Here is a 25,250-nt window from a genome sequence, read left to right on the forward strand (position 1 = left end):
ATGAACGGTATCCGAACGGGTTTTCTGGACTCCATCGGCAACACGCCGCTGATCAGGCTGAGAATGCCGTCGGAGGCTACAGGGTGCGAGATCTACGGCAAGGCCGAGTTTCTCAATCCCGGCGGTTCGATCAAGGATCGCGCGGCACTCGCCATGATCGATGATGCCGAGCGAACGGGCAAGCTCAAGCCCGGCGGTGTGATCGTCGAGGGGACCGCCGGCAATGTCGGGATCGGCATCGCGCTTGTGGCGAATGCACGCGGCTATCGGAGCGTGATCGTGATGCCTGACACGCAAAGTCAGGAGAAGAAGGACATGCTGCGGTTGTGTGGCGCGGACCTGCGCCTCGTGCCCGCCGTGCCGTATTCCAACCCCGGTCATTATGCGCGCTATTCCGGTCAACTCGCCGAAGAGATCGGCGCTTTCTGGGCCAATCAATTCGACAACGTGGCCAATCGGGAGGGCCACTATCGGACGACCGGTCCGGAGATCTGGCAGCAAACGGGCGGACGCATCGACGGCTTCACTTGCGCCGTCGGAAGCGGCGGCACCTTGGGCGGCGTCGCGCGAGCTCTCAAGGAGCGAAATCCCGACATCAAGATCGCGCTGAGCGATCCCATGGGGGCCGCGCTCTTCAACTGGTTCACCAAAGGCGAGCTGACGGCGGAAGGAGATTCGATCACCGAAGGCATCGGGCAGGTCCGCATCACCAGGAATCTGGAGGGCACGCCGATCGATACGGCGTACCAGATCAGGGACGAGGAAGCCTTGCCCGTCCTTTTCGACCTCATCGAGCATGAAGGACTGGTGCTCGGTGGCTCGAGCGCCATCAACATCGTCGGAGCCATGCGACTGGCGCGCGACCTGGGTCCGGGAAAAACCATCGTGACCGTTCTTGCGGACGGTGGGCAGCGGTATCAATCGAAGCTGTTCAACCCGGATTTCCTGCGCGGGAAGAACCTGCCGATACCGCGCTGGATGAGCTAGCGGGTCGCCACCGGACTGTTGGACAGCGTCTCCCCCGTTCCAACGTCAAAGGCGGCAACCGCGTTACAACACACTGCGAGGTGTGCCGGTCTCACCGGTGCCGCTTGCTCTCAGCCCGGGCTTCGGCGCGCCGCGATCGCCGTCAGCTCGAGTTTGACGCCCTGACCGAGGTCCGCGACGCCGATCATGGCGCGTGCCGGCAGATGAGCCTCGGAAAAGTGTGCTTTCCACACCGTGTTGAAGGCGGGCTTCTCGCCAAGGTCCGTTGCGAATATGGTAACTTGCAGGACGCAGGAAAGGTCGGATCCGAGAGGCTCCAGCAAACGCGACAATTGGCCGAGCACGTCGTTTGCCTGACCGGCCATGTCGAGGCTCCTGTCCTCCGGAACGATGCCGCCGATGTAGAGCACGCCATTGTGCTCGACCACCTCGTGGAGCAATCCTTCGTACGGCAAGACACGCTTGATCATAAAGTCACCGATGATGTTGTAGGGGCGGGCGTGACCTATGGCACATTCCTGCGTCCGTGGCGCCCGAGCTGGATGTTAGCCTGTTCGGCGTCACCGGAAAATCCGTCCGGGGCATGACGTCGTGGCCATGGGCGCCGGTCTGCGTCGCCGTCATTCCTCCGTCCCCGGTCGGTCAGCTTTCATCGAACGAGAAGCGCGCGGCCCTGATCGATGAGGTGATGAAGCGATAGACTTCCTGCACGCGCCCGGTCTCATGCGTATCGGGGTGCGAGACCAGCCAGTAGCTTCGGACAAAGCGAATGCTGGGCAGCAGACGCTGGAGTTCCGGACAACGCTGGGCGGCATAATCGTGCAGGATTCCGATGCCGTGCCCATTCCTGACGGCCTCGAATTGCGCGACGACGCTGCCGCATTCGTAGCGGCGGGACATCAGGCGTCCAAGGACGGCCGTGTACTCGAGGGCGCGACTATAGATCAAGTCTTCAACCTGGGTGACGAACAGGCGATTGGCCAGATCGGTCTGGTCGTCGATCGGACCTTCTCGTTCGAGATAACGCCTGGATGCGTAGACACTGAGCGTGTAGTCGGTCAGCTTCGACACGATCAGCCGCCCCTGCTTCGGCCGATCCAGTGTGATTGCAATGTCGGCCTCCCGCCGGGACAGGGAAAAAGTCCGAGGCAGCGGCACGAGCTGGATGACGAGCCCGGGATGTCGTTCCGCCAGCAGGCCGAGTTGGTTGGCCAGATAATAGTTGCCGAGCCCGTCCGGCGCGCCGACGCGAACTGTGCCAACGAGCTCCTCGGCGACATTGCCGAGACTTGATCCCACGCGAAGAAATTCACTTTCCGCGCGTTCGGCCGCCGCCACCAGCGCCTCGCCCGCCGCGGTGAGCGTGCACCCGGTGGTGTGCCGCTCGACCAGCCTCGTGTTCAGGCTCGATTCCAGCGCCGTCAGCTGCCGTGCGACCGTCGTATGATTGAGCCGCAAATTCGTCGCGGCCTTGGATATCTTGCCCGCCCGCGCCACCTCCAGGAAGACACGAACCTTCTCCCAATCCATCGATCGTGCTTTCCGCCTGCCAGCCGCCGCGAGTCCCGGTCGCGGGGCGATCATCCGCCCGTGAGACAGGCCGATGTGGCAGAGGTGCGGCCGATGCGCAAGGTCATCCGCGCGCCGGCGGACCGTCGTGGCGCCCGACCTCCCGCAAGGTCGGATGTCAGCACACCGTCAGCCCGGACGCGCCGAGCGTCTGCGACGGATACTCGCCGAACATGGCGCGGTAATATTGCGAGAAGCGGCCGAGCTCGACGAAGCCCTGCTGGAGGGCGACCTCCGTGACCGTGGTATCCCGGGGGCTGCTTTCGCGCAGGACGGAGTGAATCGTGCAGAGCCGCTTGTGACGCAGAAACGTCACCGGACCGATGCCGAACACCTCATGGAAGGCGCGATGCAGGCTGCGCCGGGACAGGCGAAGGACCGAGCAGATTTCCGAGATGTGAACCGGCCGCGTTCCCGCTTCCTGCAGATAATCCTCGGTATCTCGAACCAGCTTCATCGCCGACGGCAGGTGGCCGAAATCGTCAGGCGGAAGCGCTGTGACCACGGTCGCGGTCACGCATTCGATGATCGCCCGTTTCCAGAATTCAGCCGACGAGTCCGACAGCGCGTCCCCATATCGCGTGAGATGCGCGACGATCTGCGACAGCCTGTCCGCCGCGACCATGCCGATCGTGTCACGCGCGCGATAATGGTTCTTCTCGCGCCAGGCGGCGGCATCGCAGAGCCGCGGCTCGCCGGCGAACACGTCGGGGAGCTCTGCGGGGTCGAAGCGGATCGCCGCATAAGAGGAGGCGCTCTGGAAAATCCCGTCATGCTCCGTCGCGGGAGGAATGACGAGAACATCCGCAGGCTGCATGTCGAAAGACCAGTGCGTGACGCGGCCCCTCGCACTGAGCAGCATGCCGATGATGAGCTTCTCGTCGGTGGCGATGCGCTGCGTGCGCACACCGACATTGAAGGTACCGATGCTGAGCGAGAAGCCGCCGATCCCGACATGGGACAGGGTGCCGTGAAGCCTGCCGCGCTCAAGCTGCATGACGTCGACATGCGAGCCTTTCACGGCCTGATGAAGCCCTTCAAAACTGTCGAGAACGCCCGTGCTCACCGAGAGATGTTCGCCCATCTCCTCACCTGCAACTGCAACGCGACTAAGATGTCGAAGCCAAGAGATCGCAATCAGCAATGAACCACTTTATTTAACAACCTGTCATGACAGCGCTGATTCAAATGGCAGCATCATGTCCTGAAATGGCGAGCGCGCGCATTTGTCTTTATTTTTCAGAGAAATCGGCGCGCGCATCGGCAGGTTGATGAATTCGGAACATTCTCCGTTAAGCTTGGCAGTGGTGCTCGAATGATTGGCACAAACTGCACATCACATGCAAGGCGAGTTGAGGTATCGTTTGAAGCTCAAAGGGAATTTTGCCTGTAACAACGTCAGGTGGAGTTGCCCTCAATGGCGGCTGTGCACGCTGGCGTGCGCATGAAGGAATCGAAGGAAGGGAAGAAGGGCTGACGTATCGAGACCCGTCAGGGGCTGCTGGCGGAGGAAATGGGAGGCGTAGCAATGCAGTTGAAGACAACAACGTTCGATCGCCAAGAACATCAGACATTAACCTTCGACCGATTTTTTCGAACGACACCCATTGGACCAGGCGCACGGGCGATGAGTCCTGCGTCCGTGCTGCACTTCGACTCCCTGGCGCCAAGGTCGCCAGTGAAGCGCGACGCACGAGAAAGTGACGTCATCGACGAGCGCGCTGTTGTGCGACGCGGCGAGGTCGCGGTCGGACCGTGCGGCGACACCGATCCATCAAGGACGCAGGATTTCCGGAGCGATTGTCCTCGGTAGTGCACGGACGGGTGCCTCGCCATGTCTCACGCCAACATCGCGGCCAATGACGCTTCTCCGGACATTCCGACCGCGGATATGGTCTGGATTCCCGGTGGCACGTTTCGCATGGGCTCCGACCATCACTATCCGGAGGAGGCGCCGTCCCACCGCGCGACGGTGGACGGCTTCTGGATCGATCGCACGCCGATCACCAATGCGCAATTTCGGGCCTTCGTGCGGGAGACAGGTCATATCACCGTCGCGGAAAGGCCGCCCAATCCCGCGGACTATCCCGGCGCGCTGCCGCATATGCTCTATGCCGGCTCGCTGGTGTTCCAGCCGCCTCGGCGAGTCCATTCGCTTCGCGACTGGAGTCAGTGGTGGACCTTCCTGAAGGGAGCGAACTGGCGTCATCCCTACGGACCGCGAAGCAACATCAACGTCCTCGGCAGCCATCCGGTCGTGCACGTCGCCTACGCCGACGCCTTGGCCTATGCGAATTGGGCCGGTAAGGACCTGCCGACGGAAGCGGAGTGGGAGTTCGCCGCGCGCGGCGGCCTCGAGGATCAGGAGTTTGCGTGGGGCGATGCGCTGATGCCGGGCGGCAAGCACATGGCCAACATTTGGCAAGGCGATTTCCCGACGCAGAACATCTGCGCAGACGGCTTCGATCGCACGTCGCCGGTCACCGCATTCCCGCCGAACGGCTATGGCGTTCACGACATGATCGGAAACGTCTGGGAGTGGACCGCGGACTGGTGGTCCGCCCGGCATGAAGCCGATGCCGCAAAGCCCTGCTGCATTCCGCAGAACCCGCGCGGCGGCGGCGAGGAGGCGAGCTACGATCCGTGCCAGCCCGCGATCAGGATCCCGCGCAAGGTCCTGAAGGGCGGCTCGCATCTGTGCGCCCCGAATTATTGCCGCCGCTATCGCCCCGCCGCGCGCCACGCCGAACCGGTCGACACCTCGACCAGCCATGTCGGCTTCCGCTGCGTCATCCGGCCAGCGCGGCCCGCCTCGTCCCCGACCACCATGAAAAGCGTCTGAAGAAGAACAGGGAGCGCCGCATGAGTAGCGAGAAGACCGACGTCGACACGGACCAGACCATCGACCGCCGGAAGGTTCTGCTCGGAACGACGTCCATCGTCGCCGCAGCAGCGCTGACATCGGAAGCCCTGGCGCAGGCGCAGAAGGCGGCGCCGGCGGCTGCCCCTTCAGGGACATCATCCGAGCGGAAGCCGAACATCCTCGTCATCTTCGGCGACGACATCGGGCAGACGAATTTGAGCTGCTATTCGTTCGGCGTAATGGGATTCAAGACGCCCAACATCGACCGCATCGCCAAGGAAGGCATGATGTTCACCGACTATTACGGGGAGAACAGTTGCACGGCGGGGCGGTCGACCTTCATCACCGGCCAGTCCTGCAAGCGCACCGGCCTCTCCAAGGTCGGCGTTCCCGGAGCGACGGTCGGACTGCAGGACCGCGACGTGACCATCGCGCAGGCGCTCAAGCCGCTCGGCTATGCCACCGGGCAGTTCGGCAAGAACCATCTCGGCGACCGTGACGAATATCTGCCGACCAAGCATGGCTTCGACGAGTTCTTCGGAAATCTCTATCACCTCAACGCGGAGGAAGAGCCGGAGAATCCGACATTCCCCAAGAACGACCCGTTGTTCAAACAGATCCCGCGGGGCGTCTTGAAATGCAGCGCCGACGGCAAGATCGAGGATACGGGTCCGCTGACGAAGAAGCGGATGGAGACGATCGATGACGAGACGTCCGACGCCTGCATCGACTTCATCCAGCGGCAGGTCAAGGCCAGCCGCCCGTTCTTCTGCTGGATGAACTTCACGCGCATGCATCTTTTCACGCATGTGCGCCCCTCGATGATCGGTCAGAGCGGCATGCCCGGCAATTATTACGCGGACGGCATGATCGAGCATGACGGCGACGTCGGCAGGCTGCTGAAGACGCTGGACGACCTCGGGATCACCGAGAACACGATCGTCATCTATACGACCGACAACGGCCCGAACCGGTGGACGTGGCCGGACGCGGCGACCTCTCCCTTCCGCAACGAAAAGGACTCGAACTTCGAAGGCGCTTTCCGCGTGCCGGCGATCATCCGCTGGCCGGGACGCATCAAGCCCGGCGAAGTCTCTACGGAGATGGTCTCCGGCCTCGACTGGTTCCCGACGCTTCTCGCGGCTGCCGGCGACGCTGACATCAAGGATCGGTTGCTGAAGGGGACCGACATTGGCGGCAAGACCTTCAAGGTGCATCTGGACGGTTACAATCAGCTCCCCTTCTTCACGGGACAGCAGCCGAAGAGTGCGCGCAACGAATTCGCCTACTTCAACGACGATGGCGTTCTGGTGAGTTATCGTCTGGGCGACTGGAAGGCCGTCTTCGTCGAGATGAAGCACCCGGGCGGATTTCAGGTCTGGATGGAGCCATTCACCTCGTTGCGCGTCCCGAAACTGTTCCATCTCCGCATGGATCCGTTCGAGCGGGCCGATATCGTATCCGATCAGTATTTCGACTGGCTGGCGCGCAACGATTTCATCATCGCGCAGGTCACCACCCATGCGGCGGTGTTCCTGCAATCCTTCGTCGAATATCCGCCGAGCCAGGAGCCCGCGAGCTTCTCGATCGACCAGGTCGCGCGCGACGTCGAAGCGAAGATCAAGGCGAATTTCGCCAAACCGGGCGCGAAGTAGCGTTCCGCCGCGCCACGCCGGACCGAACCGGCGTGGCGGAATCGGCGGCAATGAACCGAGGCGATGAGGGCATGGCCGAGGCGAGCGCGATGACCACCGAAAAGTCGCCGACGGCGGGCGTGCCGTCGCCTGCGCGCGGGGCCATCCTCGAGCTCAAGGCGCGCATCGGCAAGTCCGTGCTCGGACAGGATCACCTCGTCGACGGCATGCTGATGGGCCTGCTCGCCAACGGCAATCTCCTGATCGAGAGCCTGCCGGGATTGGCGAAGACGCGCGCGGTGAAGACGCTGGCGAAGAATCTTGCTGCGGATCTGTCGCGCGTACAGTTCACCCCAGACCTGTTGCCGTCCGATGTGACCGGCGCCGAGATCTACCTGCAGACCGAGAAGGGCGGCCAATTCCAGTTTCAGAAGGGGCCGATCTTCGCCAACCTCGTCCTCGCCGACGAGATCAATCGAGCCCCGGCCAAGGTGCAGTCCGCGCTGCTGGAGGCGATGGAGGAACGTCAGGTTACCGTCGCCGGCAAGACCTACCGGATGCCCGATCTCTTCATGGTGCTCGCGACCGAGAACCCGATCGAGCAGGAAGGCACCTATCCGCTCCCGGAGGCGCAACTCGACCGGTTCCTGATGCACGTCGTGATCACCTATCCCGACGAGGCCACCGAAGGCGAGATCATCAAGCTCAATCGTGCCGAGAATGCGCAGAAGGCGGAAGCGGGTGCCGCCACCCCGCCGCCGGTGCCGCAACAGGCGATTCTCGACGCGCGCGGCGAGATCGACGGCATCTTCGTCTCCGATCTCGCCGAGAAGTACATCGTCGACGTGATTTATGCGACGCGATTTCCGGGCCGCTACGGCGAGCCCTTGAGCAAATGGATTCAGATCGGGGCCAGCCCGCGCGGCAGCCTCGCCATCGACCGTTGCGCGCGAACGCGGGCATGGCTCGACGGGCAGGACTTCGTGACGCCCGACCATGTCCGCGCCGTGATGCACGACTGCCTGCGGCATCGGCTGATCCTGAGCTACGAGGCCGTTTCGCAGGGCGTCAGCCCCGACCAGGTGATCGACAAGATCGCCGAACTCGTTGCCGCAGCGTGAGGATCGGGATGACCGGGACATCAGCGAAAACGCCGGGTGTCTATGTCGATCTCGACGATCTGATAGCGCTCGAATACAGGGATCGCAGGGTGTCGTTCCTGCCGCGCCAGCCGGCGCATAGTCTTCTGTCCGGACGGTTTGCCTCGCGCATGCGCGGTCGCGGGCTGAACTTCGAGGAGATCAGGGACTATCGCCCCGGCGACGATGTCCGGGAGATCGACTGGAAGGTCACGGCGCGGCTGCAGAAGCCGCATGTCAGGGTTTTCAACGAGGAGCGAGATCGTCAGGCCTTGCTGGTGGTGGACCAGCGCCTGTCGATGTTCTTCGGCAGCCGGCGCGCCTTGAAATCGGTCACTGCCGCGGAAGCCGCCGCGATCGGCGCATGGCGGATCCTTGGTGTCGGCGACCGCGTCGGTGCGATCGTGTTCAACGACAGCGATGTCGTCGAACTGGCAGCCCGGCGCAGCCGCGCGACCGTGCTGCAGATCCTGTCGACCATCGTCGCACAGAACCAGGCGCTCGGCGTCGGGCGCGGCATCACCACGGCCTCCGGCATGCTCAACAATGCGCTCGACCACGCCACGCGGCGCGCGATGCATGACGCCGTGGTGGTCATCATCAGCGATTTCGACGGCGCCGACGACGCGACACGCAAGATGATCGGGGCGATGGCCCGGCACAACGATGTCATCGCGGTCCTGGTTCACGATCCCCTGCAAAGCGACCTGCCGGTCTCGAGCCGGATGACCATCACCGATGGCGAGCTGCAGATCCAGCTCGAGGTCGGCCGCGAGAACGTCCGCAAAAGCATTGCGCAGGCCTCGCACGACCGCCTGCAGGGCGTGTTCGCGTGGACGCACGAACTCGGCATTCCGGTGCTGCCCCTGAGCGCGGCGGAGGAGACCGTGCCGCAGCTCCGGCGCATGCTCGGCGGCCTGCCGGCCCGGCACGGTCGTGGTGGTGCTCATGCAAAGCCGGAGGCCGCCCTTGGCTGAGGCTCAACCAGTGATCACCGATCCCGTCGCGGGCCTGGTCGATATCCCGCTGCCGCACCCTGTGAGCCTGTTGCCCGCGACATGGAGCTTGCGGATCGTGATCGCGTTCGCCGTCATCGGTCTTGCTGTCGCGGCTTGGTCGCTGCTCGCCCGCTTTCGTGCCAATCGCTATCGGCGTGCGGCGCTCACCGAGCTCGATCGGCTGATGCGGACACCCTCCGCCGTTCCGGATCGCGTTGCGGCAAGTCTTGCACTGCTGGTGCGGCGGACGGCACTGGATGCCTTTCCCCGGGAAACCGTCGCGCCGCTCATGGGCGCGTCCTGGCTTGCATTCCTCGACCGTAGCTATGGGGGACACGAATTTTCGGACGGTCCGGGACGCCTGCTGGCAAGCGCGCCCTATGGGCGGACCGTTGTGCATGCAGGCGACCTGCAATCGCTGCAGCATCTCGTACGGCGCTGGATCAGGGGGCACCATGCTTGAGCTCGCCTGGCCATGGATGCTGGTGATCCTGCCGCTGCCGCTGCTCGTGTGGTGGCTGTTGCCGCCTTATCGCGCGCGGCAAGCCTCGGTGATGGTTCCGTTCTTCGACCGTCTTGCCGCTGCGACCGGCCAGACGCCGCAGCGCGGCGCCGTCGTCCTGCAGCGGCGGCGAGTCCAGATGGTGACGGCGGCCCTGATCTGGATGCTGGTCGTCGCCGCGCTGGCGCGGCCGCAATGGGTCGGCGATCCCGTGACGCGCGAAGTCTCCGCACGAGACCTGATGCTCGCGATCGACATCTCCGGATCGATGGACCAGCGCGATTTCCGCGGCGCGGACGGCGCGATGCTGACCCGGCTCGACGGCGTCAAGCGCGTGGTGACGGATTTCATCGCGCGGCGGCATGGCGATCGGGTCGCGCTGGTTCTGTTCGGCACCAGACCCTACGTGCAGGTGCCGTTCACGCAGGATCTGCAGACCGCGACCGCGTTGCTCGCGCAGACCGACGTCGGCATGGCCGGCCAGCAGACTGCGATCGGCGACACGATCGGACTGGCGATCAAGACCTTCGAGGCAAGCAAGGCGCGGCAGAAGCTCCTGGTCCTGCTCACCGACGGCAACGACACGGCGAGCCGTGTGCCGCCAGAGCACGCTGCCGATATCGCGCGCCAGAACGGCGTGGTCGTCGACACGATCGGGGTCGGCGATCCCACCGCGAGCGGCGAGAACCGCGTCGATCTCGGCGTCCTGCGATCCGTCGCCGAGACGACGGGCGGCCGCTTTTTCCGGGCCGAGGATGGCGGGCAGTTGCAGGAGGTGTACTCGGATATCGATCGTCTCGCGCCAACGAAGCTCGATACCTTGTCGTGGCGGCCGAAGCTGCCGCTGTTCCAGTGGCCGCTCGGCGCGGCGGTGTTGCTGGCGCTGCTGCTGTGGCTCGGCCTGTCGCTGGAAAGCGGGCTTGGCCGGAGGAGGGCAGTTGGCCATGCCTGACGCCCTCCAGTTCCATCTGTTGCGGCCGCTCTGGCTGCTCGCCCTGATCCCGGTGGCCGTCGTCTTTGTATGGATCCGCTGGCGGCAGAGCCCACAGGCGCAATGGGGCGGGGTGATCGCGCCGCATCTGCTCAGCCATCTCGTGGTGCAGCCGGGCACCGCGCGGGGCGTCAGCCCGCTCTATCTCGTCGCCGCGGGGCTCGCGCTCGGTATCGTCGCGTTGTCAGGCCCGACCTGGCGGCGCGAACTGCCTCCCTTCGTCGAGGACAAGGCGCCGTTGATGATCGCGCTGGCGCTCGCCGCATCGATGGGCGAGAGCGATGTCGCGCCGACACGCCTCGAACGCGCCAAGCAGAAGATCAGGGACTTGCTCGCCGCGCGCAGCGGCGCGCGAACCGGGCTGATCGCTTACGCGGGCACTGCACATCTGGTCATGCCGCTGACCGAGGATCGCGCCGTGATCGAACCTTTCCTCGCGGCGCTCGCACCCGGACTGATGCCGGCGGCGGGAAGGAACACGACGGCGGCGGTCGCGCTCGCCGCGGAGGCGCTTGCGCCCGAGACGGTGCCGGGGACGATCCTCGTCGTTGCCGACGACGTTGCCGGCGAGGACGGAGCGGTCCGCCAGGCTGCCGGGCGGAATGGTCTGGTGAAGCTCAGCGTCACGCCGCAGCATGCTGGCGGGGGGCTCGCACTCCGTTCCGACGTCGTTCCGGTCAGCGTCGACGACACCGATATCGGGGCGCTCGAGCGCCGGATCGAGACACGCTATCGGGCCGCGCAGGGTGATGCCTTCGGCACGCAATGGCGCGATGAAGGCTTTTGGCTGCTGTTGCCGATTGCGCTGCTCAGCCTGCTCTGGTTCCGGCGCGGCACCACGGTGACCTGGGTCGTTGCCTTCATCTGTCTTGCGCAAATCTCGTCCGCAAAGGCGGAGGAGACACGCCGCTTTGCCGATCTGTGGCTGACGCCGGACCAGCAGGGGCGCATCGCCTTCGAGCGCGGCGATTATGCGACAGCTGCCAAGCGCTTCTCCGATCCGATGTGGCGCGGCATCGCCGCCTATCGTGCCTTCGACTTCCTGGCGGCGGCCGAGGCGTTCGCGCACGTCGATACGCCCGAGGGGCGCTTCGCGCTGGGCAACGCCCAGGCCCAGAACCATGCCTATGAGAAGGCGATCGCCGCCTATGACGAGGTGCTCAAGATCTCTCCCGGCAACGCCGCCGCGACGACGAACCGGGCCATCGTGATGGCAGCGCTGCGGGCGAAGGAGGAAAAGCGCAAGAAGCAGGAGCAGGACGACAGCGCGCCGCCGGACGAGAAGGCCGACGAGATGCGCGTCGATCCAACCCAGAAGGGCGGCAAGACCATCAAGGTGACGCCCGAAGACCTGACCACGGCGGGCGCCGCCGAAGCCTGGATGCGCCAGATCCAGACCACACCGGCGGCCTTCCTCAAGATGAAATTCGCGATCCAGGCCGCAACGCAACCGGCAGGGGCGAAGCCATGAAGCATGCGCTCGCCATCGCGGCCTTGATGTTCGGCCTGCTTCTGCCTTCGGCGGCGGTGGCCCAGCAGAATGGCGCGGAGCCGATCCTGCGGATGACGATCGATCCATCGCGTGTCGTAGTCGGGCAGGCCGCGACGTTGCGGATCGAGGTGCTGGCGCCGAACTACATGACGGCGCCGCCGGAACTGCCGGACTTCCAGGTTCGCAATGCCGTGACTCGGCAGCTTCAGAGCGTCAATGAGACCGAGGAGCACGACGGCGTGACCTATGCCGGCGTACGGTTCGAATATGCGATCCATCCCCAGGAGCCCGGCAGTTACGCGATCGCGACTCAAGCGGTCACGGTCAAATACGCCGCCGAACCGCCGGCGACGCGCCGTGCCACGCTTGCGTTGCCGCCGATCGCATTCCAGGCCTTCATTCCCGATGCGGCATCCGCCCTGCAACCATTCCTGGCCGCGCACAAGCTGACGATCGAGCAGACCGTCGTTCGCTCGTCGGACCAGTTGAAGGTCGGAGACGCCGTCACGCGGACAGTGACCGTGAGGGCCGAGGGCACCCCGGCGATGCTGCTGCCGCCGCTGACATTCCCGGCGATCCATGGGCTCAAGCTCTATCCGTCGCAACCCTCGTTGCAGGACAAGGACGAGGGGCGCACCGGTATGCTGTCATCGGCGCGCGTCGACAGCGCGGTCTACATGATCGAGAGTGCCGGCGGATACGCCCTGCCTGCCATCGACATCGGCTGGTGGAACATCGGCAGCGGACGGATTGAGCAGGCTCATCTCGATGCCGTGCCTTTCGATGCCGCGGCGAATCCGGCGGCCGGAAGCACCGCGCCCGCCGACCGAGCGGACCAGCGCTGGAATTGGGCCGTTCTCACCGATCTCGCCGCCGACCATTGGCGGCTGATACTGCTCGGTGCCGTCGGCATTGCGGGGCTCGGTTGGCTCACGCCCGGCATCGCGCGACGCATCACGGATGCACGACGCCGGCGGCGCGAAGCCTATCGTCGATCCGAGGCATTCGCATTCAGCCGGCTGCGCCGGGCGGCGCGCCGCCGCGATGCCAGGAGCACCTATTTCGCGCTGCTCGATTGGCTGCCGCATCTCGACGCAGCCGAACCTCTGGACACCCTCAGCGCATTCAAGGGCGCCGCCCGCGATCCCGCGCTGGATCGCGAGATCGACGTGATCGAGGCAGAGCTGTTCGCAAGGCAGCGTGACCCGCACAGCCGCTGGTCGCCGCGTCTGCTGTTGCATCACGCGGCTGCCGCGCGGCGCGACTTGCGAAGGCGCAGCGGGCGAGGCGACGCGGCGCGCCGGGACCTCAATCCGAACGGCGTTTCGAGGACTCGGGAATACGCGGGAAGAACACCCGCCAGATGAGTGAACCAGGGCGGAGACCAATCAGGCAGAACGCAGGATTAGCAGTCGTAGTCGCGAGCGGCCAACCTCAGCAAGGAGTGTCAAATGAGCAGTGAGATGAAGAAGCGAGATGACATCGTCGCCGATTCCACATGCGGTGACAATTCGGCTATCGGTCGGCGAGCCGTGCTGCTCGGGACGTCAGCGCTCGTCGCGACGGCCACTCTGACCTCGCAGGCGATCGCGCAAGCCCAGAAGGCCGCGCCTGCCACAGCGCCGGCCGATGGCCGCAAGCCCAATATTCTCGTCATCTTCGGTGACGACATCGGCATTCCCCAGATCAGCGCCTACACGATGGGGATGATGGGATATCGCACGCCCAACATCGACCGCATCGCGCGGGAAGGCGCGATCTTCACCGATTCCTACGGTCAGCAGAGCTGCACCGCCGGCCGCGCCTCCTTCATCCTGGGCCAGGAGCCGTTCCGGACCGGTCTTCTCACCATCGGCATGCCCGGTGATCCCCATGGCATCCAGGATTGGATGCCGACGATCGCTGATGTCCTGAAGACCCAGGGCTACGCCACCGGCCAGTTCGGCAAGAACCATCTCGGCGATCGTGACGAGCATCTGCCGACCAAGCATGGCTTCGACGAGTTCTTCGGCAATCTCTATCATCTCAACGCGGAGGAAGAGCCCGAGGGCTATTTCTATCCGAAGGACCCGAACTTCCGGAAACAGTACGGACCGCGGGGCGTCATCAAGTCGACCGCGGACGGAAAGATCGAGGATACGGGGCCGCTGAACACCGCCCGCATGCCCACCGTCGATGAGGAGTTCCTCGGCGGCGCCAAGGATTTCATCGACCGGCAAGCCAAGGCGAACCGTCCCTTCTTCGTCTGGTTCAACTCGACGCGGATGCACGTCTTCACGCATCTGAAGAAGGATTCGCTCGGCAAGACCGGCAAAGGCATCCATGCCGACGGCATGGTCGAACACGACGGCATGGTCGGCGAGTTGCTGAAGCAACTCGACGATCTCGGCATCGCCGACAACACGATCGTCCTCTACACCACGGACAACGGCGCCGAACTCGCCCTGTGGCCCGATGGCGCGCAGACGCCGTTCCACGGCGAGAAGGGCACCACCTGGGAAGGCGGCATGCGCATCCCGATGATGGTGCGGTGGCCGGGCGTCGTGAAGCCGGGCACGCAGTACAACGAGATCATCTCGCTGATCGACTGGTTTCCGACGCTCTGCGCGGCAGCCGGCGTGCCCGACGTCAAGGAGAAGATGAAGACGGGGTTTGCCGGCGCGGGCGGCAAGAACTTCAAGGTCCATCTCGACGGCTACAACTTCATGCCCTTCTTCAAGGGAGAAGCCACCACGCCGCCACGCGATGCGATCTACTACTTCGACCAGGGCGGCAATCTCAACGCCATCAGGTGGAACGACTGGAAGCTGAGTTTCGCGACGGCGTCCAAGGGCAATATCGCAACGGCGACCCGCGAAGTGCCGGCATGGTCGCTGATCGCAAACCTGCGCATGGATCCGTATGAGCGCGGTCTGGAGGAAGGCGGTGGAGCCGTCGAATTCCTCGCCCGCAACATGTGGCTGATCGTGCCCGTGCAGGGCAAGATCAAGGAGTTCTTCTCCGACTTCGATCAGTACCCTTACCAGGAAGGCAGTTCGCTCAATGCCTCCGGCATCAACTACGGCCTGCTCCGGCAACAAGCCGCCTTGAAACGGCTCAACGAGCTCGAGCGGATGACGCCGCAATAGTTCGGAGAGGAAGCAACGAGCAGGGAAGGACAGGGGTCATGATGAGCCGGTTCGGCGCCATGCTGATTGCGTGTCTTGCGGCCATCTCCGTTGCGATGGCGCAGCCGGCCGATCCCTTGCCATCCTGGAACGACGGTGCGGCGAAGAAGGCGATGACCGACTTCGTCGCACGCGTCACCACGCAAGGCACGCCGGATTTCGTGCCGACGTCCGAGCGGATCGCGACCTTCGACAATGACGGGACGCTGTGGGTTGAGCAGCCGATGTATGTCCAGCTCGCCTTCGCGATCGATCGGGTCAAGGCGATGGCGCCACAGCATCCGGACTGGGCGACGCGGCAACCGTTCAAGGCGCTGCTCCAGCATGACACCGGGGCATTCGCGGCCTCCGGCCAGAAGGGCCTGATGCAGATCATGGCGGCCACGCATGCCGGCATGACCACCGAAGCGTTCGCGGATTCGGTGCGCGATTGGCTCGCTTCGGCGCGGCATCCGCGCTTCGATCGTCCGTACGACAGCCTCGTCTACCAGCCGATGCTGGAGCTGCTGGCCTATCTGCGCGCCAACGGTTTCAAGACGATCGTCGTGTCAGGGGGCGGCGTCGAGTTCATGCGGCCGTGGATGGAGCGTGTGTACGGCGTCCCACCCGAGCAGGTGATCGGCTCTTCCGGCGTCGTGACATTCCAGGCCGGCGCCAATGGCAGACCTGAACTGATCAAGGAAGCGAAGGTCGAGTTCATCGACGATGGGCCGGGCAAGCCGGTCGGAATCAATCGTTTCATCGGCCGCCGTCCGATCCTTGCGTTCGGCAACTCCGATGGTGACCTGCAAATGCTGCAATGGACGACGACAGGCCCCGGCGCGCGCTTCGCCGGTCTCGTGCATCACACCGATGCGGAGCGCGAATACGCTTATGACAGGAACGCGAAGTTCGGCAGGCTCGACAAGGCCCTCGATGCCGCAGCGTCCGCCGGCTGGACCGTCGTCGACATGAAGCGGGACTGGAAAGTGGTCTTTCCATCCCTGACTGCGTCCGCCGCGACGGCAGGAGGCAAGCCATGAGCGGCTACGACATCTTTGCCTGGATCGTCCTCCTCATCCTGCTGGCGAGCTGCGTCGGCGTGTTCTGCATCGCCGGCTGGTTGCCGGGGCATATCGCGAGGACCCGAGGCCATCCATGGGCGCAGGCCGTGACGGTGGCGGGCTGGGTCACGCTGATCTTCGGCCTCGCCTTCTGGCCGCTCGCATTGATCTGGGCCTATGTCGACGTGCCCGCACCACGCAAGATGGAGGACGCGTGATGGGTATCGCGATCATCAACAGCTATCTCGTGCTGCTGTTCCTGCTCGTGCACTTCAAGATCGTGCCGTTCAACCTGTTCTGGAAGGTGTCGCCGGTCCTGGTGATGCTCCTGACCTTGTTCGGCCTCCTGGTTCCGATGGGATGGGGCGCTCCCCAGGGATCGGCGCTCGTCGTCCGCAACGCAGTGTCGATCGTGCCGGATGTCGCCGGCGAGGTCACGGAGGTGCCGGTCGTAGCGAACGCGCCGCTGAAGGCCGGCGACATGCTGTTCACGATCGATCCGCAGCCTTACGATGCGCAGGTGCAGGTGATCAATGCGCAGCTCAAGCTGGCATCGATGCGATTGTCGCAGATGACGACGCTGTACGAGCGCGATGCAGGCCGCGCCTTCGACGTCGAGCAGCGGCAATCCGAGGTTGACCAGCTCAAGGGCCAGCTTCAGGCCGCGCAGTGGAATCTCGACAAGACGGTGGTGAAGGCGCCCGCCGACGGCTACGTCACGAACCTTGCGCTGCGCAAAGGCGCTCGGGTGTCGAACCTGCCCTTGTCGCCGGTGATGGCGTTCATCGACACGGCGAGCACGATCATCGGTGTCGAGATCAATCAGATCGACGCGCGCTACATCGCGCCCGGACAGGAGGTCGAAGCCACCTTCAAGTTCGCGCCCGGGCGGATCTTCCCGGGAAAGGTCGAAAGCGTGCTGCAGGCCGTTGCGACGGGGCAGGCGCAGACGTCGGGCACGGCCGTCGCTCCGAGGGCGATCGAGGCGGTTCCGTTCGTCGTGCGCGTCAAGCTGGACGATGCGGCCTTCGCCGCACGCTTGCCCGCGGGCGCGACGGGAACGGCGGCGATCTACACCGATCGCCTGAAGCCGACCCATGTCGTGCGACGGGTGATCCTTCGCCAGGTCGCGATCCTCAACTACGTCAACCCGTTCTGAGCAGGAGGCATCATCGTGAAGCGTGGCGTCTTCGGAGCATTGGCACTGATGCTGTGGATCGCGTCCGCAGAGGCGCAAGCGACGCCCGACGACCTCGCGGCGCGCGATCTCCATCGCCGCGCCGTCGAAGCGATGATCTGGGCGATGCCGGCGGTAAATACCGACCTGATGCTGCAGGCGATGCTCGCGACCACGAAGGCCGGGGTCAACGAGGTCGTCTATTGGTCGAAGCCGGTGAACTGGAAGAACCAGACGCTGACGCCGAACCCGGATTCGATCTACTTCATGTCGTTCTGGAACGTGAAGGACGGCCCCATCGTCATCGACATTCCGCCCGCGCAGGGCGGCTCGATCGCCGGCAACATCGTCACCGCTTGGCAGATGCCTTTGGAGGATGCCGGCCCCGAGGGAGCCGACAAGGGGCGGGGCGGCAGATATCTGATCATGTCGCCAGACTACAAGGGCAAGGTGCCCGCCGGGTACATCCCGCTGCGGTCCGACACGTCTAGCGGGTTCGCGCTGCTGCGCTCGAGCCTCGCCAGTCACCGCGAGTCCGACATCGACAAGTCCGCCGCCTACGGCAAGCGGATCAGGGTCTATCCGCTGGCACAGGCCGCCAATCCGCCCCCGACCAGGTTCACGGATGCGTACGACACGATGTTCGACGCCACCATCCCGTACGATGCGCGCTTCTACCGCAATCTCGATCGCGTGGTGCAGAACGAACCCTGGCTCGATCGCGACCGGGTGATGATCGATCAGCTCAGGACGATCGGCATCGAGAAGGGCAAGCGGTACGATCCCGATCGCAAGACCGAGGAGATCCTCGATTCCGCCGCGCGCGAGGCGCACGCGTTGCTGTCGCGATGGTACGACGCCGGCTTTCCGGTCATCAACCCGGGCATCCGCTGGTTCCCGGCGGCGATGCCGGAAATGGTGAAAGCCGCGCAGGGTGGCTACGCCGATCCGAATGCCTATCCGGTCGACGTACGCGGCGTGACCTACACGCTCGGCTTCACCGGCATCAAGCGGATCGGGACCGCGCAGTTCTATCTGATGGTCGGCAAGGACAGGGATGGCCAGCCGTTCGACGGCGGAGCCACCTATCGGCTGATCGTGCCGCCCAACGCGCCGGTCAAGCAATACTGGTCGGCGACGGTCTACGATCGCGAGACCCACGCGCTGGTCCGCAACATGCCGCGCGCGAGCCGGGCCTCGATCAGCGACGGCATCCAGAAAAACGCGGACGGGTCCATCGACGTCTATTTCGGCCCGAAGGCGCCGGACGGCAAGGAGGCCAATTGGGTCCCGACCGACCCGAGCCGGAAGTTCGAGCTGTTGTTCCGCCTGTATGGACCCGAGAAGCCATTGTTCGACCACAGCTGGAAGTTGCCCGACGTCGAACGAATGTCTGTAACGGCAGGCGGTTCGACCAAATGACACGACAGAATCAGTTACAGATGACAACGGAGAGTTGTGCGATGAAAGCCCGTCTCTTGACCGCCGCCGCGCTGGCAATCGCCGGCGCAATGCCTGCGTCCGCGCAGACGCCGACGCCTTACGCGTTCGAACGCGGCTACCCGACGGCCGACACGACCAGGAGGGCACGCGACGATGCGGACTTCGAGCGCGCGATCACGGCCTATCGCTTCTGGTATCCGACCGTATCGGTCGAGGGCATCTTCAACGGTAACCGCGAAGCCGGCATCAAGGACGGCGAGAAGATGGGCATCGCCGCCGCAGGGCCACGCCAGATCGGGTTCACGCTGAATTCCGACACGCCCTACGGCTCCGCCGTGATCGACGTGAGCAAGAACCCGGTGGTGATCGAAGTGCCGCCCGGACCGTATATCGGGCTCGTCAACGACCACGACCAGGGATGGGTGCTCGATATGGGGTTGCCCGGTCCCGATGCCGGCAAGGGCGGCAAGCATCTCGTGCTCGGACCGGACTACAGGGGCGAGGTGCCTGCCGGCTATCACGTCGCGCGCTCGAAATCGTACAAGAACCTGCTGGCAGTCCGGGCGCTGCCGGTCGGCGGCGACGTCGACAAGGCGATGGACGCGTTGCGTGCCCTGAAGATCCATCCGCTCGGCAGCAACGCCGACCTCGTGGTCGTCGATACGACGAAGGAGAAGCTCGACAGCTCATCCCTGCGCTGGGAGGACAATATCCAGTTCTGGCAGGTGCTGAAGCGCATCGTGGACGAGGAACCGATCGTTTCGTCCTTCCTGCCGATGTATGGCCTGCTGTCCGAACTCGGAATCGAGAAGGGCAAGCCGTTCGCCCCGGACGCACGCATGACGGACATTCTCACGCGCGCGGCCAAGGCGGGACGGGACCAGATGCTGGTGTCCGCCTTCGACAGTGCGCGCCCGGATCGCGTCAACTGGCCGGATCGCAGGTGGGAGTGGGTCGGCCTCACGCCCGGCAGTGCCCAATTCGAGACGCCGGCCGGGATGGACCTGGAGGCGCGCGATCGCTGGTTCGCGCAAGCCATCGTCACGTCCCCAGCCATGTTCCGCCGCACGGCCGGCGCCGGGTCGCTCTACTGGATGAGCGTGCGCGACAATGCCGGTGCGTTTCTCGACGGCGGCAGGAACTACACGCTGAGCATGCCGCAGCCGGTGCCGGGCAAGCTGTTCTGGTCCGTGACCGTCTACGACACCGCCACGCGCTCGCAGGTCCAGACCGACCAGGACAGAGGCGCGCTGCGTTCGATGTTCGAGCTGAAGGACATCAAGGGCTCGGCTCCGGCCACGCTCTATTTCGGTCCCGACGCGCCCGCCGGTCACGAAGCGCACTGGATCAAGACGCAGCCTGGCAAGGGTTGGTTCGCCTATATCCGCATCTACGGGCCGGAGGAGTCCGCCTTCGACCGGAGCTGGAAGCCCGGTGACTTCACCGAGGTGAATGCGACGACGACCGGGAGCGGATCGAAGTGAGGAGCGTCGCGCAACAATCGAACGATCGCTCCTGTGCCGATACGGATCGGCCAGGGGAGGGGTGACCATCGAGGGTTCGAACGTCCGGTTGGGGGCGAACGGAATGCAAGCATGTCGAGATCGGATACCAATCTGCGAAGCGTGGGGAGACGAGCATGAAAACCATCAATCGTTGCAAGCCGGTTGCGTTCGGAGCGATCTGTGCATTGGCCCTGTCGGCAGTGCCACGTCCTGCGCTGGCTGATTCCGGCGGAATAAGCTTCTGGCTGCCCGGCGCATTCGCGAGCCTGTCCGCCGCGCCGGCCGTGCCGGGTTGGGCCTATGAGACGATCTACATTCATCTGCAGCAGAGTGCGGGTGCGGGGAAGAATTTCGTCACCAGCAACGGCATACCCGGATCGGTCGTTGCCGGCATCAATGCGCATGCGGACGTTCTCGTCGAGGGCGTCACCTACACCTGGGCTCAGTCGGTTCTCGGAGCACAGGCCGCCCTGACCGTGCTTGCCGCGCCCGGAAATGTTGGTGTCGGCGTAGACGCGACGTTGACCGGGCCGAGAGGCAACACGATCTCGGGCACCGCATCGGACAATCGCACGACGGTTTCGGACGTCCTCTATCAGGGCACCCTGAAGTGGAATCAAGGCGTGCACAACGAGATGTTCTACATCATGGGGAACATCCCGAGCGGGACTTATGACAGCACGCGGCTTGCCAATCTCAGTTTTGGCTTCGTCGCGGTCGATGTCGGCGGCGCCTACACCTATCTCGATCCGAAATCCGGACACGAGTTTTCCGTCCTCGCCGGCGTCACCTACAACGGCAAGAACAGCGATCTTCAGTATCAGAACGGCATCGACTTTCATCTCGATTGGGGATTGTCGCAGTTCATCGCCAAGAACGTGCATGTCGGACTGGCCGGTTACTACTTCCAGCAGCTCACCGGCGACAGCGGAGCCGGCGCCACGCTGGGTGATTTCAAGGGACGTGTCGCCGGTATCGGGCCTCAGATCGGCTTCCTGTTTCCGGTGGCCCAGGGCTATCAGGGCTATCTCAACCTGAGAGGCTACAAGGATTTCGCCGCCGAGAACCGGCCCGAGGGATGGACGGCCTGGGTGACATTCCAGCTCTCGCCGGCGATGCCGGAGACCGCGTCGTCGAAACCGATCGTGCGGAAATACTGAGGGAGGCGGGCGAATGCTGCGATGAGCGATACGCGCGCGACCAGCCGGAGGCCGGTCCGTATCGGTTTCCGCACCTCGATCATCACGGTGTTCGTCGCCGCGGTGCTGATCGTCGGGCTGACGCTGGTCTATCTCAGCTTTCAGCGCGTATCCGTGATCACCCGGACGGCGGCGAGCACCTTCATCGAGAAGGTGGCGCAGCTCGGCGCCGACCGGATCGACTCCCAGTTCAAGAACGTGCGCGATGCGCTCGAACTGCTGGCGGGCATGCCGTCGATCCAGGAAGCGGACATAGCCGACAATGCGCGGCTGTACGGCCTGATGGCATCGATGCTGCACAACAATCCGCAGCTCTTCAGCCTCTATGTCGGTTACGAGGACGGCTCGTTCCTGGAAATGGACGTGATCGACCGGGCCAATCCCAGGTTTCGGGCGAGCCTGAAGGTGGACGACGACGTCGTCTACCGGGTCGTCGTGATCTCCCGCACCGGCGCTGCCGCGGTCGCACCTGTCACGCTGTTCCTGTCGGAGAACCTGATCCAGGTCGCTGAAGCGGCGGGACCTACGGACTATGATCCGCGCCGGCGGCCCTGGTACGTCGACGCCTTCAAGGATGACAAGACGTTCCTCACGGGACCCTACGTCTTCTATGCGACCGGCGAGCCCGGCTACACGTTGCGCATGCCGCTGAAGGAGGGACGCCGCGGTGTGGTCGCGGCCGACCTTCTGCTCAACCGGCTGGAGGAGCTGCTCGACAAGCAGGGGCTCGGTCAGTCCGGCGTCGCGTTTCTCTTCAACGACGACGACCGGATCGTCGGACATCCCCGCATGCATCGCCTGATGGAGGCGATGCCGGGGCGCGGCGAGGAGTTGCCGAAGGTCGCGGCGATCGGGCTGACCGGATTGTCCGCGGCGATCGATGCCTGGCGCAAGCACGGCGCCGCGCAACAATTCTTCGCCGACCAGGACGGGCGAACGCTCGTGGCCGCCTTCCATCGCATCGAAACCACGGGCAGCGCCAATATCCGGCTGGCGGTGATCGCGCCGCTCGATGAATTCTTTGCCAAGATCATCTCGGAGCGCCGTGCGCTGTTTGCCCTGGCGCTCGGCTTCGTGCTGGCCATGCTGCCCTTTGCATTCTGGATCGGTTCGCTGCTGGCGGAGTCCTTGCGCGATCTGGCGCGGCAGACCGACGAGATCCAGAGCTTCGAGCTTGCCGATCGTCCGCCGGTCCGATCGGCAATCGGCGAGATCGACGAGCTCGGGCGCTCGGTCTTCACGATGCGCACAGTGGTGCGCAACTTCGCGAGCTTCATCCCGCGGCCGATCGTGCGCCAGCTGATCGAATCCGGGGCGTCCCTGCAGCTCGGAGGCACGCGGCGCGAGGTCTCGGTCCTGTTCACCGACGTGGCCGATTTCACGGCGAAGACGGAGAAGGCCGACCCCACGCAGGTCATGATCTTCACCTCGCGCTACTTCGCCGAGATGTCGGAGGCGATCATGAGCCACGACGGCACCATCGACAAGTTCATCGGGGATGCCGTGATGGCGCTCTGGAATGCGCCGGCCGACGATCCGGATCACGTCCTCCACGCCTGCGAAGCCGTGCTCGAGTGCCAGCGCCGCGTCGCGGGCCTGAACAGCGCGTTCCACAGCCAGGGGTGGCCCGCCTACACGACGCGGTTCGGGCTGCACGTGGGAGACGCCGTGGTCGGCAATGTCGGTTCCGCCGAGCGCATGAACTACACGGCCCTCGGCGCGACCATCAACCTGGCCTCGCGGCTGGAAGGCCTCAACAAGAACTACGGCACGCAGGTTCTGGTGAGCGCCGCGGTCAAGGCTCGCGCCGAGCCGCGCTTCGCGTTTCGCAGCGTCGACGAGATCAAGCCGAAAGGGTTCGCCGAGGCCGTGACGATCTACGAACTCGTCGGCGAACGCGCGACATCCGATGTGTCGCTCTGCGAAAAATGGGACGCCGTTTATGCATCCATCCGCCGCGATGCGCAGGCGACGGCTCTGCTCCGGATCGCCGATTTCCTGGCGGACTATCCCCAGGACGGAGTCGCGCGATATCATGCCGAACGGTTGCGCGATGCCGGTGCGCCGGGAGTGGCAGCGTGAGCTGCCGGCACGTCGACACAAAGACGCCTGCGCGCCCGCGCCGTATGATCGTCGACCGGCGCCGGCTGCTGCAAGCGGCCGGCAGCCTTGTCTTCGCGGCGTCCGCGCCTGCCATTCCCGCGATCGCGCAGGAGCGGAGCAGGTTGCGGCTCGGTTATCTCCACACGGTCGCCGTCGATGGTCAGATCCTCACCGGCATCGACCGTGGCTCGTTCGCGCGGCATGGGATTGATTTCGACCTGGTCGCGTTCGACACCGGCCTCGAGGCGGTCCAGGCGATGGTGCGGGGACAGCTTGATGTTCTCTCGGCCGGCGCCGTGATTTCAAGCTTCCTGCCTCTCGGCGGCTATACCGCATTCCTGGTCAACGACGTCGAGATCGCGACCGCCCAGCTCTGGGTACGGCCCGACAAGGGCGTGAAGACGTTCGCCGATCTGCGCGGCCGGCGCATCGCGACAGCAATCAGGACCACGGCTCACATCTTTCTCGATCGGGCGCTCCGCGCCAACGGGCTCGTCCCCGCGGATGTGGAGATCGTGAACAGCAACATGTCCCAGGCGGTCAATGCATTCATCGCAGGTGACGTGCCCGCCGTTGCGCTCTGGGTGCCCTTCAATATCCCGGTACGCGAGAAGGTGCCGACGGCGATCAAGCTGGTGGACGCGTCGGCCTTCTACCCGCAGTCGGCCGTGGTCGGCGGCTGGGTCGCCCGCCAGAACCATTTCAATACCAAGCGGGATGTGTTCGCGCAGGTCATTCGCGGTTGGGCGGACGCCAATGACTACATGATCCGCAATGTCAGGCTGGTCACTGAGGCCCTGCAGAAGAACCACTATCCGCAGGCGACGGTTGCCGACATCGCGGAGGCGCTCAAGGCGCAGAAGATGTTTTCCTCGCGCGAGTGGAAGCGGCTCTATGCCGATGGCTCGGTGACGAAATGGCTGCAGCAGGCCAGCGATTTTTTCATTGCCGAGGCCGGGACGACCGGTGCGAAGCCGGCGACGGAGTATTTCGACCCAAGCCTCTATCTGGCGACGATCTAGCCGAGCAGGCAAGTTGGGCAGGCGCGCCCGTAACTGGTTGCGCCGTCGGGATCGGGCCGGGGCCCGCAGGCGGGATGTCCAGGACCGGTCTGGAATCCCGAGGGATTCCAGACCGCTTCCTTGGGCTTGTTGTCTTGGATTTTGCTTAGCCGAACTGGTTCATCGTGTTGTGGGTACCGCCCGCCTTCAGGGCAGCCTCACCGGCGAAGTATTCCTTGTGATCGTCGCCGATGTCGGAGCCCGCCATGTTCTGATGCTTCACGCAGGCGATGCCCTGACGGATCTCGGCGCGCTGGACGTTCTTCACGTAGCCGAGCATGCCCTGCTCGCCGAAATACTCTCGCGCCAGGTTGTCGGTCGAGAGCGCGGCCGTGTGATAGGTCGGCAGCGTGATCAGGTGGTGGAAGATGCCGGCG

The 25,250-nt window shown here is 64.5% G+C and carries 21 protein-coding genes and 1 pseudogene; 18 read left to right on the forward strand and 4 right to left on the reverse strand.

The window, feature by feature from the left end; translation table 11 throughout:
* Nucleotides 1–987, forward strand: coding sequence for a cysteine synthase A (locus tag QM712_RS23460; protein WP_415025523.1), 987 nt, complete (start codon nucleotides 1–3; stop codon nucleotides 985–987).
* 110 nt (nucleotides 988–1,097) lie between these two features.
* On the opposite strand, the gene QM712_RS23465 is transcribed toward QM712_RS23460, so the two are convergent.
* From QM712_RS23465 to QM712_RS23475, 3 genes are all read right to left on the reverse strand, one after another.
* Nucleotides 1,098–1,457, reverse strand: a complete 360-nt coding sequence (locus QM712_RS23465) for a RidA family protein (RefSeq protein ID WP_415025524.1) — start codon at nucleotides 1,455–1,457, stop codon at nucleotides 1,098–1,100.
* A 172-nt stretch (nucleotides 1,458–1,629) separates the two neighbouring features.
* A complete protein-coding gene (locus tag QM712_RS23470) occupies nucleotides 1,630–2,517 on the reverse strand; it encodes a LysR family transcriptional regulator (RefSeq protein WP_415025525.1) in 888 nt (295 codons plus the stop codon).
* Nucleotides 2,518–2,674: 157 nt separating this feature from the next.
* Nucleotides 2,675–3,640 (reverse strand): helix-turn-helix domain-containing protein, encoded by a 966-nt coding sequence (locus QM712_RS23475; protein WP_415025526.1) that lies wholly within the window; start codon nucleotides 3,638–3,640, stop codon nucleotides 2,675–2,677.
* 750 nt (nucleotides 3,641–4,390) lie between these two features.
* Between QM712_RS23475 and QM712_RS23480 the strand changes: the two genes are divergently transcribed.
* The 17 genes from QM712_RS23480 to QM712_RS23560 all read left to right on the forward strand — a co-directional run bounded on the left by QM712_RS23480 (nucleotide 4,391) and on the right by QM712_RS23560 (nucleotide 24,834).
* Complete coding sequence (locus QM712_RS23480) at nucleotides 4,391–5,398, forward strand: formylglycine-generating enzyme family protein (RefSeq protein ID WP_415025527.1); 1,008 nt, start codon at nucleotides 4,391–4,393, stop codon at nucleotides 5,396–5,398.
* Nucleotides 5,399–5,418: 20 nt separating this feature from the next.
* A complete protein-coding gene (locus tag QM712_RS23485) occupies nucleotides 5,419–7,074 on the forward strand; it encodes an arylsulfatase (protein WP_415025528.1) in 1,656 nt (551 codons plus the stop codon).
* Between the two features lie 89 nt (nucleotides 7,075–7,163).
* Nucleotides 7,164–8,174: an AAA family ATPase gene (locus QM712_RS23490; RefSeq protein WP_415025544.1), complete on the forward strand. Its 1,011-nt coding sequence runs from the start codon at nucleotides 7,164–7,166 to the stop codon at nucleotides 8,172–8,174.
* Nucleotides 8,175–8,182: 8 nt separating this feature from the next.
* Nucleotides 8,183–9,169, forward strand: a complete 987-nt coding sequence (locus QM712_RS23495; RefSeq protein ID WP_415025529.1) for a DUF58 domain-containing protein — start codon at nucleotides 8,183–8,185, stop codon at nucleotides 9,167–9,169.
* The gene (locus tag QM712_RS23500; protein ID WP_415025530.1) at nucleotides 9,162–9,653 is read left to right on the forward strand and encodes a DUF4381 domain-containing protein; all 492 of its coding nucleotides are present in this window, start codon (nucleotides 9,162–9,164) and stop codon (nucleotides 9,651–9,653) included. Before QM712_RS23495 ends, QM712_RS23500 begins: the two co-directional genes overlap by 8 nt.
* On the forward strand, nucleotides 9,646–10,644 hold the full coding sequence (locus QM712_RS23505) for a VWA domain-containing protein (protein ID WP_415025531.1): 999 nt from the start codon (nucleotides 9,646–9,648) through the stop codon (nucleotides 10,642–10,644). The genes QM712_RS23500 and QM712_RS23505 overlap by 8 nt, the downstream gene beginning before the upstream one ends.
* Nucleotides 10,637–12,154 (forward strand): VWA domain-containing protein, encoded by a 1,518-nt coding sequence (locus QM712_RS23510; RefSeq protein ID WP_415025532.1) that lies wholly within the window; start codon nucleotides 10,637–10,639, stop codon nucleotides 12,152–12,154. Before QM712_RS23505 ends, QM712_RS23510 begins: the two co-directional genes overlap by 8 nt.
* Entirely contained in the window at nucleotides 12,151–13,542 is a 1,392-nt protein-coding gene (locus QM712_RS23515) for a BatD family protein (RefSeq protein ID WP_415025533.1), read from the forward strand. Before QM712_RS23510 ends, QM712_RS23515 begins: the two co-directional genes overlap by 4 nt.
* A gap of 96 nt (nucleotides 13,543–13,638) precedes the next feature.
* Nucleotides 13,639–15,303, forward strand: coding sequence for an arylsulfatase (locus QM712_RS23520; RefSeq protein ID WP_415025534.1), 1,665 nt, complete (start codon nucleotides 13,639–13,641; stop codon nucleotides 15,301–15,303).
* 38 nt (nucleotides 15,304–15,341) lie between these two features.
* Nucleotides 15,342–16,364, forward strand: coding sequence for an HAD family hydrolase (locus QM712_RS23525; protein WP_415025535.1), 1,023 nt, complete (start codon nucleotides 15,342–15,344; stop codon nucleotides 16,362–16,364).
* Entirely contained in the window at nucleotides 16,361–16,603 is a 243-nt protein-coding gene (locus QM712_RS23530) for a DUF3302 domain-containing protein (protein ID WP_415025536.1), read from the forward strand. The genes QM712_RS23525 and QM712_RS23530 overlap by 4 nt, the downstream gene beginning before the upstream one ends.
* Entirely contained in the window at nucleotides 16,603–17,544 is a 942-nt protein-coding gene (locus QM712_RS23535; RefSeq protein ID WP_415025537.1) for an HlyD family secretion protein, read from the forward strand. Before QM712_RS23530 ends, QM712_RS23535 begins: the two co-directional genes overlap by 1 nt.
* Nucleotides 17,545–17,559: 15 nt before the next feature.
* Nucleotides 17,560–18,984 carry a DUF1254 domain-containing protein gene (locus QM712_RS23540; protein WP_415025538.1) on the forward strand — a complete coding sequence of 475 codons (1,425 nt, stop codon included), beginning with the start codon at nucleotides 17,560–17,562 and terminating at the stop codon, nucleotides 18,982–18,984.
* A gap of 41 nt (nucleotides 18,985–19,025) precedes the next feature.
* Nucleotides 19,026–20,489 (forward strand): DUF1254 domain-containing protein, encoded by a 1,464-nt coding sequence (locus tag QM712_RS23545; protein ID WP_415025539.1) that lies wholly within the window; start codon nucleotides 19,026–19,028, stop codon nucleotides 20,487–20,489.
* Between the two features lie 155 nt (nucleotides 20,490–20,644).
* Nucleotides 20,645–21,670 carry a transporter gene (locus tag QM712_RS23550; protein ID WP_415025540.1) on the forward strand — a complete coding sequence of 342 codons (1,026 nt, stop codon included), beginning with the start codon at nucleotides 20,645–20,647 and terminating at the stop codon, nucleotides 21,668–21,670.
* Between the two features lie 21 nt (nucleotides 21,671–21,691).
* Entirely contained in the window at nucleotides 21,692–23,791 is a 2,100-nt protein-coding gene (locus QM712_RS23555; protein WP_415025541.1) for a cache domain-containing protein, read from the forward strand.
* On the forward strand, nucleotides 23,788–24,834 hold the full coding sequence (locus tag QM712_RS23560; protein ID WP_415025542.1) for an ABC transporter substrate-binding protein: 1,047 nt from the start codon (nucleotides 23,788–23,790) through the stop codon (nucleotides 24,832–24,834). The genes QM712_RS23555 and QM712_RS23560 overlap by 4 nt, the downstream gene beginning before the upstream one ends.
* A gap of 145 nt (nucleotides 24,835–24,979) precedes the next feature.
* On the opposite strand, the pseudogene QM712_RS23565 reads toward QM712_RS23560, so the two are convergent.
* A pseudogene (locus QM712_RS23565) lies at nucleotides 24,980–25,250 on the reverse strand (isocitrate lyase); the annotation flags it as partial.

The organism is Bradyrhizobium sp. (genome assembly GCF_047605465.1).
Taxonomy (GTDB): Bacteria; Pseudomonadota; Alphaproteobacteria; order Rhizobiales; family Xanthobacteraceae; genus Bradyrhizobium.

Coding starts and splice junctions, on each gene's coding strand:
- QM712_RS23460 (WP_415025523.1), top strand. CDS start 1: ATGAACGGTATCCGAACGGGTTTTCTGGACTCCATCGGCAACACGCCG.
- QM712_RS23465 (WP_415025524.1), bottom strand. CDS start 1,457: ATGATCAAGCGTGTCTTGCCGTACGAAGGATTGCTCCACGAGGTGGTC.
- QM712_RS23470 (WP_415025525.1), bottom strand. CDS start 2,517: ATGGATTGGGAGAAGGTTCGTGTCTTCCTGGAGGTGGCGCGGGCGGGC.
- QM712_RS23475 (WP_415025526.1), bottom strand. CDS start 3,640: ATGGGCGAACATCTCTCGGTGAGCACGGGCGTTCTCGACAGTTTTGAA.
- QM712_RS23480 (WP_415025527.1), top strand. CDS start 4,391: ATGTCTCACGCCAACATCGCGGCCAATGACGCTTCTCCGGACATTCCG.
- QM712_RS23485 (WP_415025528.1), top strand. CDS start 5,419: ATGAGTAGCGAGAAGACCGACGTCGACACGGACCAGACCATCGACCGC.
- QM712_RS23490 (WP_415025544.1), top strand. CDS start 7,164: ATGACCACCGAAAAGTCGCCGACGGCGGGCGTGCCGTCGCCTGCGCGC.
- QM712_RS23495 (WP_415025529.1), top strand. CDS start 8,183: ATGACCGGGACATCAGCGAAAACGCCGGGTGTCTATGTCGATCTCGAC.
- QM712_RS23505 (WP_415025531.1), top strand. CDS start 9,646: ATGCTTGAGCTCGCCTGGCCATGGATGCTGGTGATCCTGCCGCTGCCG.
- QM712_RS23510 (WP_415025532.1), top strand. CDS start 10,637: ATGCCTGACGCCCTCCAGTTCCATCTGTTGCGGCCGCTCTGGCTGCTC.
- QM712_RS23515 (WP_415025533.1), top strand. CDS start 12,151: ATGAAGCATGCGCTCGCCATCGCGGCCTTGATGTTCGGCCTGCTTCTG.
- QM712_RS23520 (WP_415025534.1), top strand. CDS start 13,639: ATGAAGAAGCGAGATGACATCGTCGCCGATTCCACATGCGGTGACAAT.
- QM712_RS23525 (WP_415025535.1), top strand. CDS start 15,342: ATGATGAGCCGGTTCGGCGCCATGCTGATTGCGTGTCTTGCGGCCATC.
- QM712_RS23530 (WP_415025536.1), top strand. CDS start 16,361: ATGAGCGGCTACGACATCTTTGCCTGGATCGTCCTCCTCATCCTGCTG.
- QM712_RS23535 (WP_415025537.1), top strand. CDS start 16,603: ATGGGTATCGCGATCATCAACAGCTATCTCGTGCTGCTGTTCCTGCTC.
- QM712_RS23545 (WP_415025539.1), top strand. CDS start 19,026: ATGAAAGCCCGTCTCTTGACCGCCGCCGCGCTGGCAATCGCCGGCGCA.
- QM712_RS23550 (WP_415025540.1), top strand. CDS start 20,645: ATGAAAACCATCAATCGTTGCAAGCCGGTTGCGTTCGGAGCGATCTGT.
- QM712_RS23555 (WP_415025541.1), top strand. CDS start 21,692: ATGAGCGATACGCGCGCGACCAGCCGGAGGCCGGTCCGTATCGGTTTC.